Source organism: Bradyrhizobium sp. MI1.11 (genome assembly GCF_055811255.1).
The window spans coordinates 77,904-93,624 of the sequence record NZ_JBVVPM010000028.1; the positions used below are offsets into that span (position 1 = coordinate 77,904).

Annotated in this window: 15 protein-coding genes and 1 pseudogene; 13 read left to right on the top strand and 3 right to left on the bottom strand. The window is 65.4% G+C overall.

Annotation, left to right across the window (positions count from 1 at the left end; translation table 11 throughout):
- Positions 1-135: 135 nt before the first annotated feature.
- Complete coding sequence (locus AC0L30_RS25745; protein WP_473405541.1) at positions 136-1,119, bottom strand: LysM peptidoglycan-binding domain-containing protein; 984 nt, start codon at positions 1,117-1,119, stop codon at positions 136-138.
- Between the two features lie 183 nt (positions 1,120-1,302).
- Between AC0L30_RS25745 and AC0L30_RS25750 the strand changes: the two genes are divergently transcribed.
- The 10 genes and pseudogenes from AC0L30_RS25750 to AC0L30_RS25795 all read left to right on the top strand — a co-directional run bounded on the left by AC0L30_RS25750 (position 1,303) and on the right by AC0L30_RS25795 (position 12,311).
- Positions 1,303-2,004 carry a hypothetical protein gene (locus AC0L30_RS25750; RefSeq protein WP_473405542.1) on the top strand — a complete coding sequence of 234 codons (702 nt, stop codon included), beginning with the start codon at positions 1,303-1,305 and terminating at the stop codon, positions 2,002-2,004.
- Positions 2,005-2,143: 139 nt separating this feature from the next.
- Positions 2,144-4,807, top strand: coding sequence for a bifunctional diguanylate cyclase/phosphodiesterase (locus AC0L30_RS25755; protein WP_473405543.1), 2,664 nt, complete (start codon positions 2,144-2,146; stop codon positions 4,805-4,807).
- A 342-nt stretch (positions 4,808-5,149) separates the two neighbouring features.
- Positions 5,150-6,109, top strand: coding sequence for a helix-turn-helix domain-containing protein (locus AC0L30_RS25760; RefSeq protein WP_473405544.1), 960 nt, complete (start codon positions 5,150-5,152; stop codon positions 6,107-6,109).
- Between the two features lie 98 nt (positions 6,110-6,207).
- Positions 6,208-6,498, top strand: a complete 291-nt coding sequence (locus tag AC0L30_RS25765; protein WP_007599017.1) for a hypothetical protein — start codon at positions 6,208-6,210, stop codon at positions 6,496-6,498.
- Positions 6,499-6,602: 104 nt separating this feature from the next.
- Complete coding sequence (locus AC0L30_RS25770) at positions 6,603-7,808, top strand: NAD(P)/FAD-dependent oxidoreductase (RefSeq protein ID WP_473405545.1); 1,206 nt, start codon at positions 6,603-6,605, stop codon at positions 7,806-7,808.
- A gap of 78 nt (positions 7,809-7,886) precedes the next feature.
- On the top strand, positions 7,887-8,684 hold the full coding sequence (locus AC0L30_RS25775) for an acetoacetate decarboxylase (protein WP_473405546.1): 798 nt from the start codon (positions 7,887-7,889) through the stop codon (positions 8,682-8,684).
- A gap of 32 nt (positions 8,685-8,716) precedes the next feature.
- A complete protein-coding gene (locus tag AC0L30_RS25780) occupies positions 8,717-9,889 on the top strand; it encodes a patatin-like phospholipase family protein (protein ID WP_473405547.1) in 1,173 nt (390 codons plus the stop codon).
- 34 nt (positions 9,890-9,923) lie between these two features.
- Positions 9,924-10,705, top strand: a pseudogene (locus tag AC0L30_RS25785) (3-hydroxybutyrate dehydrogenase).
- Positions 10,706-10,832: 127 nt separating this feature from the next.
- Positions 10,833-11,750 carry an MBL fold metallo-hydrolase gene (locus AC0L30_RS25790; protein ID WP_473405548.1) on the top strand — a complete coding sequence of 306 codons (918 nt, stop codon included), beginning with the start codon at positions 10,833-10,835 and terminating at the stop codon, positions 11,748-11,750.
- A gap of 201 nt (positions 11,751-11,951) precedes the next feature.
- Entirely contained in the window at positions 11,952-12,311 is a 360-nt protein-coding gene (locus AC0L30_RS25795) for a hypothetical protein (protein ID WP_219683375.1), read from the top strand.
- 70 nt (positions 12,312-12,381) lie between these two features.
- Here the strand turns inward: AC0L30_RS25795 and AC0L30_RS25800 are convergent, their stop codons facing one another.
- Positions 12,382-12,504, bottom strand: coding sequence for a hypothetical protein (locus AC0L30_RS25800; RefSeq protein WP_007599008.1), 123 nt, complete (start codon positions 12,502-12,504; stop codon positions 12,382-12,384).
- A 96-nt stretch (positions 12,505-12,600) separates the two neighbouring features.
- Positions 12,601-12,777, bottom strand: a complete 177-nt coding sequence (locus tag AC0L30_RS25805) for a hypothetical protein (protein WP_473405549.1) — start codon at positions 12,775-12,777, stop codon at positions 12,601-12,603.
- A gap of 138 nt (positions 12,778-12,915) precedes the next feature.
- Here AC0L30_RS25805 and AC0L30_RS25810 point away from each other — a divergent pair, with 138 nt between their 5' ends.
- From AC0L30_RS25810 to AC0L30_RS25820, 3 genes are all read left to right on the top strand, one after another.
- Positions 12,916-13,047: a hypothetical protein gene (locus AC0L30_RS25810; protein ID WP_354127119.1), complete on the top strand. Its 132-nt coding sequence runs from the start codon at positions 12,916-12,918 to the stop codon at positions 13,045-13,047.
- Between the two features lie 121 nt (positions 13,048-13,168).
- Positions 13,169-14,293, top strand: coding sequence for a lactonase family protein (locus tag AC0L30_RS25815; protein ID WP_473405550.1), 1,125 nt, complete (start codon positions 13,169-13,171; stop codon positions 14,291-14,293).
- A 323-nt stretch (positions 14,294-14,616) separates the two neighbouring features.
- Positions 14,617-15,504: an efflux RND transporter periplasmic adaptor subunit gene (locus tag AC0L30_RS25820; protein ID WP_354170276.1), complete on the top strand. Its 888-nt coding sequence runs from the start codon at positions 14,617-14,619 to the stop codon at positions 15,502-15,504.
- The last annotated feature ends 217 nt before the right edge of the window (positions 15,505-15,721 follow it).

A 15,721-nucleotide genomic window follows, 5' to 3' on the forward strand; every position in this document is an offset into this window, starting at 1 on the left:
GCGGCCTCCTCAGGATGAGGCTCAGCTGCATCCATCTGCGTTGAAATGCTGCCGCATACTCATGCCTCATCCTGAGGGCCCGCCGCAGGCGGGCGTCTCGAAGGATGGCCGCAGGCGCGCGGCGAAGCGCTGTCCTCACTCCGCCTTCTGCGGCAGCACGAAGGTTTGGCCGGGATAGATCAAATTGGGATTGTGGATCTTGGCGCGGTTGGCGTTGTAGATCACGGCAAAGCGGGCGCCGTCGCCGTAAGCGAGCCGGCTGAGCGCCCACAGGCTGTCGCCGCGGGAGATCACCCGGCTGCCGCCTGTTTCCGCCGGTGCACCGCTGATGGCATCCGCCGGTGAGGCCGATGCGACGGTCGTGGCCGCGGGCGCCCGCGCCATAACCTTGGGTTTCGGTGCGCCCATCAGTCGGGGGCGGGCCGCAGGCCTGTCCGATAAAGATGCCACAACATCCGACTTGTCGTCGGGCTTCTCGGCCTTCGGCTCCTGTTTCGCCTCTTGCCTTGCGGCCGGTGCAGGGCGCGCGGGCGGCGGCGCGGCTTCGGCGATCGTCACCGGCATGCTGCGGCCGGATTGCGTGACGGTGCCGTCAAGCGATTTTGCCCGCAGGGTCAGCTCATAGGAACCGGCGGGAAGCTGCGGCGGCGTCATGACGAATTGGCCCGAGGCATCCGCCACCACCGTGTCGATCGGCTTGCCGTCGCGCAACAGCTCGACCTTGGCGCCCGGCGTCGCCTGGCCCGCGATCACCGCCGCCTCGCCGTGATCGTCGACGCGTGCGACGTCGAAGCGGGGGCCGCTATCGGCAACCGCCGGCGGCGGCTTGACCGGTGCAAGATCGGCAAGCGCGGCCGTGACCTGCTTTTGCGTCTCGGCCAGCGCACCCGCCTTCGGCTCGGGGGCCGGTGCCGGAGACGTAGCTGGCGCCGGCGGCGCGACCGCGGCGAGCTTGGGCTCTTCCGGCTTGGGCTCGACCTTGGGTTCCGGCTTGGCGGCGATGTCGGTCTTCGCCCCCATCGGCAACAGGCGACGCAGCTCGGTGGGGCCGATCACCAGCACGGTGCCGCCCACCGCGAACAGACAGAATGCAATGAAGGCCTTGGATGCGGTCAACATCGGAAACGAACCCTGATCAGGAAGAATTTTGCAAATCAATCGGCCCGGCAAGGTGCGCCGTTTTGGTCACGGCAGCAAGACGGTCGATAGGATGATGAGCCGGCACGGCGATGAACCGACGCACCCCCGCCGGTGTCAAATGCTCAAGGCCGCATCGCGGCATTTTTCTCGAGGAATTGTCCCGTGAACGCATTTTGCCGTCCCGCACAATGGCCTGTTGGGCTGGTGCTTGCCCTGACAATGGCCGCAACTCCAGGGCTCGCCGCGTCCGGCCCGCCGCCGGATTACATCCTCACCGACAATGCCGATCTCGCCTTCACCTCACCCGACGGCGCCACGGGGATCGAGCAGTACATGAAGGACGGCGGCGATTTCGACGTCAAATGGCAGGCCTGGACGAGGCGTGGCGAACAGATGACGGAGCTCAAGCCCGAGCAGGGCTACGGGGCCGGCTTCCGCTTCACCCCCGACTCGCAATGGCTGGTGCGGATGCAGAAGACCGGTTCCGGCGAGCAGGACCTCTATCTCTACCATGCCGAGAAGGGTGCCTTCGTCAGCGCGACGAAGACCTCGCTCAGCGACTTGGCCTGGGCCTATTTCCACGGCCGGCCGGAAACTGGGAAGATGAAGCTCGACTACCACATCTCGGCCGATCTCGTGAAAGGCACCGAAGAGGCCTATCGCGGGCTCGGCGTGCACTGGCCGGACAACCGTTACCTCGTGATCTCGTTGTCGGGCGAAATGGACAAGCACCCGAAGAACGTCGCCGTGAAGGGATTGGCCGACTGGCGCTGCCGCTATGATCTCAAGACCGGGACCTTCGACGTGCCGGCGATGTTCGCCAAGACCAATGCGGAAGCGTTGAGATGGGAAATCCGACGCTGAGGGAACCGTGGTCCACCGCGCCTTCAGACAAGCGAGGGAACCAACCCTCTGATTCCGTTCCGATTCATGCTTTTCTAACCCTCACTGGTAACGCGCTCTTGTCGGTTTTGCCGCATCTTGCATCCCACGGGAGGGCTGCATGGGCACATCGATCCGATGGAGCGCGCGCATGCGCGCGTTGCTGCGCCGTTGGCGCGGAGCGCCGCTGACATGGCTGATCGCAGGCGGCTTCGTGCTGATGGCCGCAATGGCTGTGGGCACCGCGCTCACTGTCGACCGCTTCCGGCAGAATGCAATTGAAAGCGGCCGTGGCAGCGTGGAGAGCGCGGTCCGGTTGCTCGCCCGCCATTTCGACCGCGAGTTCGAGGATTTTGCGGTGCTGCAGAAGAGCATCATCGCGGAACTCGAAAGCCATGGCATCGAATCCGCAGACGTCTTCCGCAGCGAGATGGGCACGCTCGCCATGCACGAGGTGTTGCGCGCCAAAGCCAGCGGCTGGTCCGACGTCGCCGGTGCCAACGTGTTCGACGCCAAGGGCGTGCTGATCAACTCGTCGCGGCGCTGGCCGGTCGCCGATGTTTCGGTCGCCGACCGCGGCTATTTCGATCGCCTCAAGAACGATCCGGCTTCGCAGGAGGAGGTCGAGGTCGTGCCCGGACGGTTGGGCAGCGGACCGGTCATCGTATTCGCGCGCCGCGTCTCCGGCCCCCACGGCGAATTCCTCGGGCTGGTCTCGCGGGCGGTCGCGCCGGAGCAACTCGAATCCTTCTTCGCCTCGAGCGGGCTCGGCGAGGATTCCTCGATCGCGATGCATCACCAGAACGGCCAGTTGCTCGCGCGCGTTCCGCATGTGGAGGCGATGATCGGGCAGAATTTCCGCAACGGCACGCGCGAGCAGATGGCGGTGTTCGAGCGAACCTTCGTCACGATGCAGCTCGCAAGCCCGATCGACGGCAAGGATCGCATCGTCGCCGCACGCCTCCTGACCGGCGAGCCGCTGGTCGTGGTCGCGACCAAGTCGCTGGATGCGGCGCTGGCGACATGGCACACGCAAACGAAATTCTTCGTGGCCGTCGCCGTGCTGTCGATCGGCCTGCTCGTGCTGACGCTCTATTTCATCTTCCGCCAGATGACGCGCCGGCTCGCCGCGGAGAAGCAGCAGCTCGACACCGCGATGAACACGATGACGCAGGGCCTCCTGATGTTCGACCAGGACGAGCGGCTGATCGTCTGCAACCGGCGCTACATCGAGATGTATGGGCTATCGGCCGATGTGGTGAAGCCGGGCGCATATTTCCGCCAGGTGATCCGGCATCGCCACGACACCGGCTCGTTCCACGGCGACGTCGATTCCTATTGCGACCGCATTTTGGGCGATGCCGGGCAGACGCAGAGCACGATCGTCGAGACCTCCGATGGCCGCCTGATCGAGATCAAGAACCAGCCCGGCGCCGCCGGCGGCTGGCTCGCGACCCATGACGACGTCACCGAGCGCATCCGCGCCGACGAGCGCATCGCGCATATGGCGCATTACGACGCGCTGACCGACCTGCCCAACCGCGTGCTGATGCGCGGCCATCTGGAGCGGCGCGTCGCCGAGCTTGCCCAGGGCAAGCCGTTCGCGATCCTCTATATCGACGTCGACGAGTTCAAGGGCGTCAACGATTCGCTGGGACACGAGGTCGGCGACGAGTTGCTGCGCCAGGTCGCGAACCGCCTGCGCGCCTGCGTCAGCGGCAACGACATGGTCGCGCGGCTGGGCGGTGACGAATTCGCCATCGTCAAGGCCGGCACCCGCGACGACGCCGAGCTGACGGCCCTCGCCGAGCAGATCCTGAAGGCGCTGCGCGCGCCCGTGGACTGCAACGGCCAGGACATCCCGACCGATGCCAGCATCGGCATCGCGATCGCACCCGACCACGGCGACAATCCCGATGATCTGCTCAAGCGCGCCGATCTCGCGATGTATGCGGCAAAATCCGAGGGCCGCCGCACCTTCCGCGTCTTCGCGCCCGAATACGACGCCAAGGCGCGGCTGCGCCGCCAGCTCGAGTTCGATCTGCGGCAGGCGCTGGCCCGCGGCGAATTCGAGGTGCACTACCAGCCGCTGGTCGATCTCGCGGCCAACGTTGTCACCGGCTGCGAAGCGCTGCTGCGCTGGCATCATCCGGAGCGCGGCATGGTCTCGCCCGCCGATTTCATCCCGGTTGCAGAAGAGACCGGATTGATCAGCGAGATCGGCGAATGGGTGCTGAGGCAGGCCTGCCTCGAGGCCGCCAGCTGGCCCGGCGACATCGACATCGCGGTCAACGTCTCGCCGGTGCAGTTCCGCTCGCGGACATTGGCGCTGAAGGTGGCAGCCGCGCTCGCCGAGTCGGGGCTCGCGCCCGGACGGCTCGAGCTCGAGATCACCGAGACCGTCCTGATCCGCGATGACCAGGAGGCGCTGACGATCCTGCAGCAGTTGCGCGAACTCGGGGTGCGCATCGCGCTCGACGATTTCGGCACCGGCTATTCGTCGCTGAGCTATTTGCATCGTTTTCCGTTCGACAAGATCAAGATCGACCGCAGCTTCATCAGCGACATCGGCGAACCCGAGGATTCCTCGCCGATCGTGCAGGCGGTGGTGCACATGGCCGCCGCCCGCCACATGGCGACGACCGCCGAAGGCGTCGAGACCGAAGCGCAGCGCGCGGTGCTGCTCCAGCTCGGATGCAGCCAGATGCAAGGCTGGCTGTTCAGCCCTGCCGTGCCGGCGGCGAAACTGAAGCAGCTGTTGTCGGCACAGGCGGCCGCGGCGTAGCGGCGCCCCGGTCATCCGGTCCCGCCGTTTGGAGGATGTGTCGCGGAATCGGACAAGGCTTGTCCGCTTCGAAATCCGGCCATCCCGCGCCACAAGCGTGCCCAATCGCGACGTCGATGTGACGGCCGTGTGGCGGCCTGCCCCCCTTTTCTTACAAGCACTTCCCCTCCCCGCCCGCCCGCCGTGCGTTCGCGAAAGCGCGGGCCGGCTTGGAGCAGGATCGGACAAAGCATGCCGGGTTCAGGAAATACGCACCGCAATCGCGGCGCATAGAACACGCGCCGTTCCGTACAAATGCGGACGACTGATCGAGAGCCCGAGCTGATCAGGAGGAGCCACACCATGACCGGGAACACTGCACTCATGCGCAATCCCTCGCACAAGAGCTTGCCGCCGGCCCCTGGCGCACAACCCGACGACAATTCGACCTCCGATCGGCGCGCCGCCGACGCGGAGATGGCGCGTGTGCTCCGGACCGAGCCGTTTCGCGTGGCGCTGGACTCCTCGGGTGCCGGTATCGCGCACTGGAAGCATGATCCGCTGCACGACGTCGTCGAGCCCATGCGCCACCACGTGGTCATGGCGCATAAAGGCGTGATGCAGCGCATGGAGCGGCGCTCGGGAAAATCGATCTCGATCGGCACGTTTCGTCCAGGGGTCGTGAACATCGTTCCGGAAGGGTCGAGCTCCCGATGGGACATTCCGAAGCCCGTCGACGTCGTGCAGCTTTACCTTCCCGACGCAACGCTGCAGCGCATCGCCGGCGAGGCCGGAACCGCGGGGCCCGCCGAATTGATTGAGCGAACGGCGCATCCCGACACGATCACGTCCCGACTGCTCCTGAGCGCGGCGGATTCGCTGGAGAGCCATGGCGTGCTTGATACGCTGTTCCGGCATCAGCTCACGGATCTTCTGGCCACGCGCCTTTTGGCTGCGCATGCAGGCTCGCCAACCACGTTCCAGCCGACCATGGGCGGACTGGCGCCGAAGGTCCTGCTCCGTGCAATCGAACGATTGCGCTCCGATAGCGAAGCGGACGTCTCGCTCGATGCGCTGGCGTCCGATGCCGGGCTATCGCGCTTCCATTTCTGCCGGTCCTTCAAGGAGAGCACCGGGCTGTCGCCGCATGCCTGGCTGCGCCAGCACCGGCTCGAGCAGGCCATGAACATGCTGCGGGAGAGCGACGAATCGATCGTCTCGGTCGCCGCGGCGCTTGGTTACTCCTCGCAGACCGCCTTCGCCGCGGCATTCAAGAAGCTGACGGGCGAGACGCCGAGCGATTGGCGCAGGCGCATGCGTTAGCAGCAATCTCTCGACAACGACGGCAATCGCGCTGGGGCACCGGCAAATCGGGTCAGCTACATCATCTCCATGTCCAGACCAATCGAGGGAGACCAAAGATGACCTGGAAAAACTTCGTCAACCGACGGCTGATTGCCTCACGCCGCCGAAGCCTTGCGACCGCGACCTTGTACGGACTCTCGCTGGCCGTTCGCTTCACGTCGGCGACGGGCGAGGAAGTGGAAATTCCAGCTTACACCATGCACCCGGCACAGCCGCCCGTTTCCATCATGATCCGAAATGGCCCCGGCCTTCCCTATCAGGACTGGAGTCGAAGTGAGCTTCAGCCCGTTGTCCTAGGCTACGGCCGGCCACCGAATTCGCTGCAGGCACGCTGCATCGCGCCTTAAGACCAGCGACCCAACCCACCTCCACGCGCCGACGCCGGACGCTGCCCCCAACGCAGCAGCGCGGTCGCGCGCGGTCTTTCGAACAGCAACCAAGGAGAGAATCCATGCGACTCATCATCATCGGCGCCGGCTTCGCCGGCATGTACGCCGCCCTTTCCGCAGCCCGGCTGCGCGACATCCGAGGCGTCTCGCCGCAAGATCTGCAGATCGCGCTCGTCTCACCGGAGCCGACGCTGGTGGTCCGTCCGCGGCTCTACGAGCCGAAGCCGGAAACCCTGACGGCCCCGCTGCTCGACGTCCTCGAGGCGATCGACGTCGACTACATCCAGGGCAGCGCCGAGACGATCAACACCGAGGCCCGAACGGTGCAGATCACGCCCGCGAAGGGCGCGCGAAAGATGCTGTCCTACGACCGCCTCGTCGTGACCACCGGCAGCCGGCTGTTCCGTCCGAACATTCCGGGCCTCGCCGAGCATGGTTTCAGCGTCGATTCGCTCGACGATGCCGTTGCGCTCGACAAGCATCTGCATGGTCTCGCGAAGCGGCCTGCCGTGAACGGACGCGACACGGTCGTCGTCGCCGGCGGCGGCTTCACCGGGATCGAGGCGGCCACCGAAATACCGGCGCGGCTGCGCGAAATCCTGGGCCCCAATGCCAGGACGCGCGTCGTCATCGTCGATCGCAACACTGCGATCGCACCCGACATGGGTGCAGGCGCCCGCCCCGTCATCGAGGAAGCCTTGCGCAAGGTTGGCGTAGAGACACGGCTCGGCGCCGGCGTCGCCGCGCTCGACGAGAGCGGCGTCACCTTGTCCAGCGGTGAGCACATCGAAACCGAGACGGTGATCTGGGCGGCGGGCATTCGTGCGGCGCCGTTGACCGGGCAGATTCCCGCCGAGCGCGACAATTTCGGACGGTTGCTGGTCGATCGCTGCTTGCAGGTGCCAGGCGTTCAGGGTGTCTTCGCGGCCGGCGACGCAGCACGCGCCGCCTGCGACGACGAGGGCAATTACGCGCTGATGTCGTGCCAGCACGCCACGCGGATGGGTGCCTTTGCCGGCAACAACGCCGCGGCCGAATTGCTCGGCGTTCCGACCAGGCCCTACCACCAGAAGGCCTATGTCACGTGCCTCGACCTCGGCGAAGCCGGTGCGCTGTTCACACGCGGATGGGAGCGCAAGGTCGAGCTGGTCGGCGACGTCGCCAAGAAGACCAAGCGTGAGATCAACACCGTCTGGATCTATCCGCCGAAGGCGGAGCGCGCCCTGGCACTCGCGTCGGCCGATCCGGAACGGGTGACCGACGTCTAGACGCCTCACGTGATGATGGCCGCGCTCCCGCGGGGCGCGCGGCCGCCACTGCAGACCGATCATTCAGGAGCCCACAGCATGAACCAGCAGATCCGCAACCTCGCGTTCGCGATGCCGCTGACGAACCCGGCTTTCCCGCCCGGCCCGTATCGCTTCATCAATCGCGAATATTTCATCATCCAGTACCGGACCGACCCGGAGGCATTGCGCCGGATCGTGCCGGAACCGCTGGAGCTGGCCGAGCCTGTGGTGAATTACGAATTCATTCGCATGCCCGATTCCACCGGCTTCGGCGACTACACGGAAAGCGGCCAGATCATCCCGGTGTCCTTCCGCGGCCAGACCGGCAGCTTCGTCCACCAGATGTTCCTCAACGATCATCCGCCGATCGCCGGTGGCCGCGAGCTGTGGGGCTTTCCCAAGAAGCTGGCCCAACCGAAGCTGGCCGTCGAGACCGATACCCTGGTCGGCACGCTGGACTACGGTTCGGTGCGCATCGCCACCGGCACCATGGGCTACAAGCATCGCGCCCTCGATCTTTCCACCGAAGCACGGAAGCTCATCGCGCCAAATTTCCTGCTGAAGATCATTCCGCATGTCGACGGCACCGCGCGCATTTGCGAGCTGGTGCGCTTCCATCTCGAAGACGTGACGGTGAAGGGCGCGTGGACGGGGCCCGCCGCGCTCGATCTCTTCTCCCACGCGCTCGCGCCGGTCGCCGAGCTGCCGGTTCTTCAGGTGCTCTCGGCCAAGCATATCGTTGCCGACCTGACGCTCGGATTAGGCACCGTGGTGCACGACTATCTGGAGCGGTCCGCGGTGGCGCGATCGCGTGGAGCCGAAGCTGAAATCCTGACCGAAACACAGGCCGGCTGACCGAACGGGTCGCATTGCAAGGAGTAGTCGCCATGTTCAACGTGACGCGCGAACAAATCGATTCCGCACGACCGGTCAATCCGCTGCCCTACGATGTCGTTGCGCTGGTGCTGCAGGGTGGCGGCGCGCTCGGCGCCTACCAGGCAGGCGTCTACGAAGGCTTGCACGAGGCCGGGATCCGGCCGAACTGGCTGGCGGGCATCTCGATCGGCGCGCTCAACGCCGCCATCATCGCGGGCTCCCCGGAAGACGAGCGCGTGGCGCGGCTGCGCGAGTTCTGGGAGACGATCTGCGCAACCCCGGTGGAATGGCCTGCCGGCGAGGGACTGGCCGGCGCGCTACCCTTCGCGTTCGACTTCAACTCCCTGCACAACACGCTTGCCGCGATGCGCGCGCTGTTCCAGGGCCAGCCCGGCTTCTTCAGGCCGCGCTTCCCCTCGCCCTTGTGGTCGCCCTTCTCGGGCGACGCGTCGACCAGCTTCTATGACACGGCGCCGTTGCAGCGGACGCTGGAACAGCTGGTCGATTTCGACCGGCTGAACTCGGGCGAAGTGCGCGTCAGCGTCGGCGCGGTCAACGTCCGCACCGGCAATCTCACCTATTTCGACACAGCCGAGCGGCGGCTCGGTCCGAAACACTTCATGGCTTCGGGCGCGCTGCCGCCCGGATTTCCCGCCGTCGAAATCGATTCCGAGCATTACTGGGATGGCGGCGTGGTCTCCAACACGCCTCTCTCCCGCGTACTGTCGGGCGATGCGAAAGACACGCTGACGTTCCAGATCGATCTCTGGTCGGCGCGGGGCCGCGTGCCGCACGACATGATGGAGGTTTCGAGCCGACAGAAGGACATTCAGTATTCCAGTCGCACCCGCGCCGTCACCGACCAGGCGCTGCGGATACAGAAGATGCGTCAGGCGCTGCAGCGGACGATCGACAGATTGCCGGAGGCTGCAAGAAACGATCCCGAGATGCGCGCCATCGCCGAGCTCGCCCGTCACCGCTCCCACAACATCATCCACCTGATCTACCAGTCCAAGCTCCATGAGGGTCACTCCAAGGACTACGAGTTCGGACCGAAGGCGATGCGGGCGCACTGGCAAAGTGGACGGGACGACATCCGCCGCACGCTTGCCGACGGACGGCGACTCGAGCCGCCGCCTTCCGAACTCGGCATCGTCACCCACGACATTCACCGCCGCGATTGACGTCGCCGGCAACCATCATCGAAAGGAGTTTTTCATGTTGAAAGGCAAAGTAGCGATCGTCACCGGATCGACCAGCGGCATTGGCCTCGGGATCGCAAGAGAGCTGGCCAGCCTCGGCGCCGATATCGTCCTGAACGGCTTTGGCGAACCGGAGCGATCGAGAACATCAGGGCCGGCATCGAACGCGAGGACGGCGTGCGCGTCGCGTATGACGGCACCGACATGTCGGATGGCGACGCCGTGCGCGGAATGATCGAGGCGACCATCGAAAAATTCGGACGGCTCGACATCCTCGTCAATAATGCCGGCATCCAGTTCACCGCACCAGTCGAGGAGTTTCCGCCCGCCAAGTGGAAGACCATTCTCGACATCAATCTGTCGGCGGCATTTCACGGCATCGCTGCGGCCGTGCCCCAGATGAAAAAGCAGCGATGGGGTCGCATCGTCAACATCGCTTCCACGCACGGTCTCGTCGCATCCACCCACAAGGCAGCCTATGTCGCGGCCAAGCATGGCCTCGTCGGCCTTACCAAGGTGGTAGGCCTTGAAACCGCCGGCAGTGGCGTCACTTGCAACGCGGTCTGTCCCGGCTGGGTGCGCACGCCGCTCGTGGAGAAACAGATTAGCGACATCGCGGCGGAGAAAGGCATCAGCCAGAAGCAAGCAGCCGAAGAGCTTCTCGCCGAAAAGCAGCCGTCGCTGGACTTCGCCTCCCCGAAGCAGATCGGTGGCACCGTCGCCTTCTTGTGCTCGGCCGCGGCCGACCAGATCACCGGGACGACGATCTCCGTCGATGGCGGCTGGACCGCGCGATGAACGCGTGACGAGCCTCTAATCCACCAAGCGATGACGGCCGCGCTCTCCCTGGCGGCGCGGCCTGCTCAACCAGGACCAGCCAGAGTCAACACCAACCAAGCGCCCAACGCTCGAACAGGAGACCAACATGAATCTGCACAATACCTCATATCCCGTGTCATCGGGACCCGAAGAGCTCGTTCCGTCGCGCTACGCGCTGAAGATCGGCGAGATCGACGTGCTGGTGGTCAGCGACGGCGTGCTGCCGCTGCCGACCAAGATGCTCGCGCACAACGCTGACCCGGCGGTGCGGGCGACCTGGCTGCACGACATGTTCCTGCCGCAGGACGCTTTCGACTGGGCGCTGAACGCCGTCATGGTTCGCAGCGGCGGCAAGACCATCCTCATCGACGCCGGATTGGGCTCGGACCCGAACCTGAACTTGCCGCGCGCCGGACAGTTGATCAGGCGACTGGCGGCCGCCGGCATCGATCTTTCGGCGGTGACCGATCTGGTGTTGACCCATCTGCACATGGACCACATTGGCGGCCTGCTGGTCGACGGCGTGAAGGAGCAGCTGCGCAAGGACCTGCGGATCCACGTTGCGGCCGCCGAGGTCAAATTCTGGGAAAAGCCTGATTTCTCTCGCACTGCCATGCCGGAAGGTTTCCCGGACGCGCTGCGATCGACCGCCAAGCAGTTCCTGAAGGAGTACGGCCCTCAGCTGCGGCTGTTCGATGACGAGCAGGAGATTGCGCCTGGCGTCATCGCTCGCCGCACTGGCGGTCACACCCCCGGACACAGCGTGGTTCGCATGGCGTCCGGCGATGACGCGCTGACATTCGCCGGCGATGCCGTGTTTGCCGTCGGGTTCGAGCAACCCGACTGGTTTAACGGTTTCGAACACGACCCCGAGGAGGCCGCGCGCGTTCGCGTTCATCTGTTGCGACAGCTTGCCGAGACCGGCGAAATGCTGGTGGCGACGCACCTGCCGTTCCCGTCCGTGGGCCGGGTGGCAGCCGACGGCGAGGCCTTCCGTTGGGTGCCGGTGTTCTGGGACTACTGACCGCTTGCCGGGTTAGAGCTGAAGCAGGGCGCGGACTCGATAAGTCCGCGCCCTTGAAAATAGGATCAAACATCGATCCTCGCGGTTGCCCTGCTGAGACGGCTGGAACCCGATCAGCGGGCGCCAGCCGGCATTGCGTCACGTGCAGCGCAGGCGGCTCCTCGTCTGCGCTCTTGCGCGCGCGAGATCGAGCGAGGAGATATGGCGATCGCGGCATTCAGGATGATCACTCTCGTAGCGGTTGCTGCCATGATCGGCCCATCCGTGCAGGCCCGCGACGACGGTCGCTACGCGAACTCTCCCCTCAAGGGCTGGTTCGAGAGCCTGCACAGCAAGGGCGGAGGTCCCTGCTGTGCCGACGCCGACGGCACGGCGCTGGACGATGTCGACTGGGACACGAGCAACGGACATTATCGCGTGAGACTCCTGGGCGACTGGATCGAGGTGCCCGACGACACCGTGATCACCGAGCCGAACCGCGCCGGCCGCACCATGGTCTGGCCGTATTACGTCAACGGCCGCGCCAAGATCCGCTGCTTCATGCCCGGCAGCATGATTTGAGATTTTGAATTCTAATGTCCCGGGCGCGGCGCAGCATGCAACGATGCGCCTTGAACCGGACGGCGCGGGCTCACTTGATTTGCTTGGCCGCGTGGATCTCGACGAACTCGGCGTCGGGATGGGCGACGATGGTGGCGAACATGATGCCACTGATGATGAGCGACCAGGCGGTGTCCCAATAAATCCAAAACACGTGCCAGCCTCCGTTTCGATCTGCTCCGCCCGCGGGATCAGGGTAACGGCAAGGCGAGGCTGCCGTTCCCAGTCCGCGAGCGGCGCGGGCGAGGTGCTATTTTGGTTTGGTCGGCGCGGCGTTGGTATCGGTTTGGCCGGTGTGGCGCTTTGCCACGACGTCCTCATCGCGCTCGGCCTGACGCGGGCGCGGCGGCGACTTGGGCTGGCCCGCCTGACCGCCATGCTTGCCGCCCATGTCGGGCTTACCTTCGAGATCGTTTTCACGGTGCATGCCGGTTCAATGCGCTCGCGCGGCATTGGTTCGGTTCGCCTGTGAACGAGTTCATAGGATCGCCGCGATTTGCAGCGCACGATCGCCAGGCCCACCCCCGGGAGCATTCTCATTCATATGACTGACGGATTCGGCCTGATGCGGAAACGACTTGTCGCCTGGACGATCCTGACCTGCGCGCTGCTCGCGGTCACCGTGTGGACCGTGCTCGGGCCGCCCCACACCCCGCCCGGGCCCCATCTGCCCTCCCGCACAGCGGCGATACGGTAAGCCTCCCACCGATACCATTTCGGCATCAATCGATCCCAATTGGAATTTGGTGCGGCGGGGCGGCTGCCGCTATCCTCCCGGCAAAACGACAAATGCCGCACCGGCATCCAGGAGGGACCCCATGCTGAGACCGACCCGACGCATCAGATCCGGCGTACCCCGCGCCGCGATCGCCACCATGCTTGCTTTCCTCGCTCTCATTTCTGGAGTCCGCGCCGGCATGGCCGAGACCTTCGCCTATGTCGGCAATGCCGACAGTAACGGCATCAGCGTGTTCAAAATGGCCGAGAGCGGCGAGATGACGCCCGTGCAGAAGGCCGCCTTCACCGGCGTCGAAAAGCCCGGCTCCTCGACGCCGCTCGCGATCACGCCCGATCATCGCGTGCTGATCGCCGGTGTCCGCTCGCAGCCGTTCGTTGCGGTGAGCTTTGCGATCGATCCCAAGACGGGCCAGCTCAGCCATATCGGCAACGGCCCGCTCGCCGACAGCATGGCCAATATCGCCATCGACCCCGGCGGCAAATTCCTGTTCAGCGCCTCCTATGGCGGCAACAAGGTCGCACTGAATCCGCTGCTCGCCAACCGCGTCGCGGGCGAGCCGAAGCAGGTGATCCCGACCGGACTGAACGCGCACGCCTTCCTGCCCTCGCCCGACAACCGCTTCGCGTTCGCGACCAATCTCGGCTCCGACCAGATTCTTGCCTTCGCGTTCGACGCCACGACCGGCACGCTCACGCCGAGCGATCCGCCGGCTCACAAGGTGCCAGAGAAATCGGGGCCGCGGCATTTCGTGTTCCACCCCAACGGCAAGTTCGTCTATCTCCTCCACGAGCTGAACGGCGACGTCGCGGCGTTCGCCTATGAGGCCAAGGGCGGCGCATGGGACGAGATCCAGCGCACCAGCGCGCTGCCGGAAGGATTTACCGGAAAGCCCTGGGCCGCCGACATCCACATTACCCCCGACGGCCGTTTCCTGTACGCCTCCGAGCGTACTACCAGCACGCTCACCGCCTACAAGGTCGATGCAACCACCGGCAAGCTGACCACCATCGGCAGCGTGCCGACCGAGAAGCAGCCGCGCGGCTTTCACATCAATCCCAGCGGGCGCTACCTCGCCGCAGTCGGCGAGCTCTCCGACAGCATGACGGTCTATGCCATCGACCAGAGCAGCGGCGCGCTCGCCAAGCTGAAGTCCTATGCCACCGGCAAGAAGCCGAACTGGGTGGAGTTCTTGAGCCTGCCGTGAGATTGCTCCGCTGCGGGATGAGTTCGGCCTGCATGGTGCGAGACGCCCGCTTTGGCGGGCTCCTCACCATGAGGGTCTGACATCCCGCCGCGAAGCATGACCTCATCCTGAGGGCCCGCCGCAGGCGGGCGTCTCGAAGGATGGCCGCAGGGACAGTGGAAGACAGCGAACCTTGGCGCCGGTCCCGAAGACTAAATCAACGGGCGGCATCGCGCCGCCCGTGCTGCTGCGGCATTCTCATTCGGCCGGCCCTGATGTGCCCTTGGCTCGCAGCGATCGCTTCTGCTAACGATAAGGCCGTCAAGGCCCAACCGGAATGACCCATGCGTTCATTGCCTGCGCGTTCTGTTTCCAGACATCTCGTTGCGCTCACCGGACTGCTGTTGCTGTCGGCCCAGCCCGCTGCCGCCGCCGATGACGACGCGCCCAAGGGGCCGGCGGTCACGGTGCTGAAGGTCGCAAAATCCTGTTTCTCCGACATCGTCGAGGGCACCGGCACCATCCTCGCGCGCGAGGCAAGCTCGGTGCGGCCGGAGCGGCCCGGCCTGAAGGTGACGGAGGTGCTGGCGGAAGCCGGCGACACCACCACCGCCGGCCAGGTGCTGGCGCGGCTCGCACTGCCCGAGGGCGGCACGCTTCAGGTCACCGCCCCCGTCGCAGGCGTGATCGCGACGTCGACAGCGCAGATCGGTAATCTCGCCTCCGCCAAGGGCGAGGCGCTGTTCACGATCGTGGCGCGCAGCGAGTACGATCTCGTCGCCCTCGTCGCGACCAGCGATATGCGCAAGCTCGCGGTCAACCAGGTGGCGACGGTGCGCATCGCCGGCGCCGGCGACATCGACGGCAAGGTGCGCCGCATCGGCCCGACGGTCGAGCCGAACATCCAGCAAGGCATGGTCTATATCGGCATTTCCGCGCAGAAGCGGCTGTTGCTGAATGCGAGCGGCCGCGCGCTGATCAAGTCGGGCCAGAGCTGCAACGTCGCGGTGCCGCTGACATCGGTGCAGTATTCCTCCGCCGGCACCGTCGTGCAGGTGATCCGCCGCAACCGCGTCGAGACCAAGCGCGTCGAGGTCGGACTGATGTCGGGCGGCAATATCGAGATCCGCGACGGCCTCAACGAAGGCGATATCGTCGTGGCCCGCGCCGGCGCGCTGCTGCGCGAAGGCGATCCGGTGCGCACGGTGATGGCCGCGGAAGCGGCGAAGTAGATCTCGCCACCGTCATTGCGAGGAGCAAAGCGACGAAGCAATCCAGAATCTTTCCGCGGGAAGATTCTGGATTGCTTCGCTCCGCTCGCAATAACGATGGAGAGGCAGATGTGCGTTAAACACGCACATCGTAGGGTGTGCAAAGCGAAGCGTGCCCACGTCTTCTATAGAGCGCGTCTTCTATCGAAATGTTGGAGAGATGGTGGGCACGGCGCGT

Excerpts from the sequence above, each read along its gene's own strand:
- AC0L30_RS25745 (WP_473405541.1), bottom strand. The coding sequence starts at position 1,119 with ATGTTGACCGCATCCAAGGCCTTCATTGCATTCTGTCTGTTCGCGGTG.
- AC0L30_RS25755 (WP_473405543.1), top strand. The coding sequence starts at position 2,144 with ATGGGCACATCGATCCGATGGAGCGCGCGCATGCGCGCGTTGCTGCGC.
- AC0L30_RS25760 (WP_473405544.1), top strand. The coding sequence starts at position 5,150 with ATGACCGGGAACACTGCACTCATGCGCAATCCCTCGCACAAGAGCTTG.
- AC0L30_RS25765 (WP_007599017.1), top strand. The coding sequence starts at position 6,208 with ATGACCTGGAAAAACTTCGTCAACCGACGGCTGATTGCCTCACGCCGC.
- AC0L30_RS25770 (WP_473405545.1), top strand. The coding sequence starts at position 6,603 with ATGCGACTCATCATCATCGGCGCCGGCTTCGCCGGCATGTACGCCGCC.
- AC0L30_RS25775 (WP_473405546.1), top strand. The coding sequence starts at position 7,887 with ATGAACCAGCAGATCCGCAACCTCGCGTTCGCGATGCCGCTGACGAAC.
- AC0L30_RS25780 (WP_473405547.1), top strand. The coding sequence starts at position 8,717 with ATGTTCAACGTGACGCGCGAACAAATCGATTCCGCACGACCGGTCAAT.
- AC0L30_RS25790 (WP_473405548.1), top strand. The coding sequence starts at position 10,833 with ATGAATCTGCACAATACCTCATATCCCGTGTCATCGGGACCCGAAGAG.
- AC0L30_RS25795 (WP_219683375.1), top strand. The coding sequence starts at position 11,952 with ATGGCGATCGCGGCATTCAGGATGATCACTCTCGTAGCGGTTGCTGCC.
- AC0L30_RS25805 (WP_473405549.1), bottom strand. The coding sequence starts at position 12,777 with ATGCACCGTGAAAACGATCTCGAAGGTAAGCCCGACATGGGCGGCAAG.
- AC0L30_RS25810 (WP_354127119.1), top strand. The coding sequence starts at position 12,916 with ATGCGGAAACGACTTGTCGCCTGGACGATCCTGACCTGCGCGCTGCTC.
- AC0L30_RS25815 (WP_473405550.1), top strand. The coding sequence starts at position 13,169 with ATGCTGAGACCGACCCGACGCATCAGATCCGGCGTACCCCGCGCCGCG.
- AC0L30_RS25820 (WP_354170276.1), top strand. The coding sequence starts at position 14,617 with ATGCGTTCATTGCCTGCGCGTTCTGTTTCCAGACATCTCGTTGCGCTC.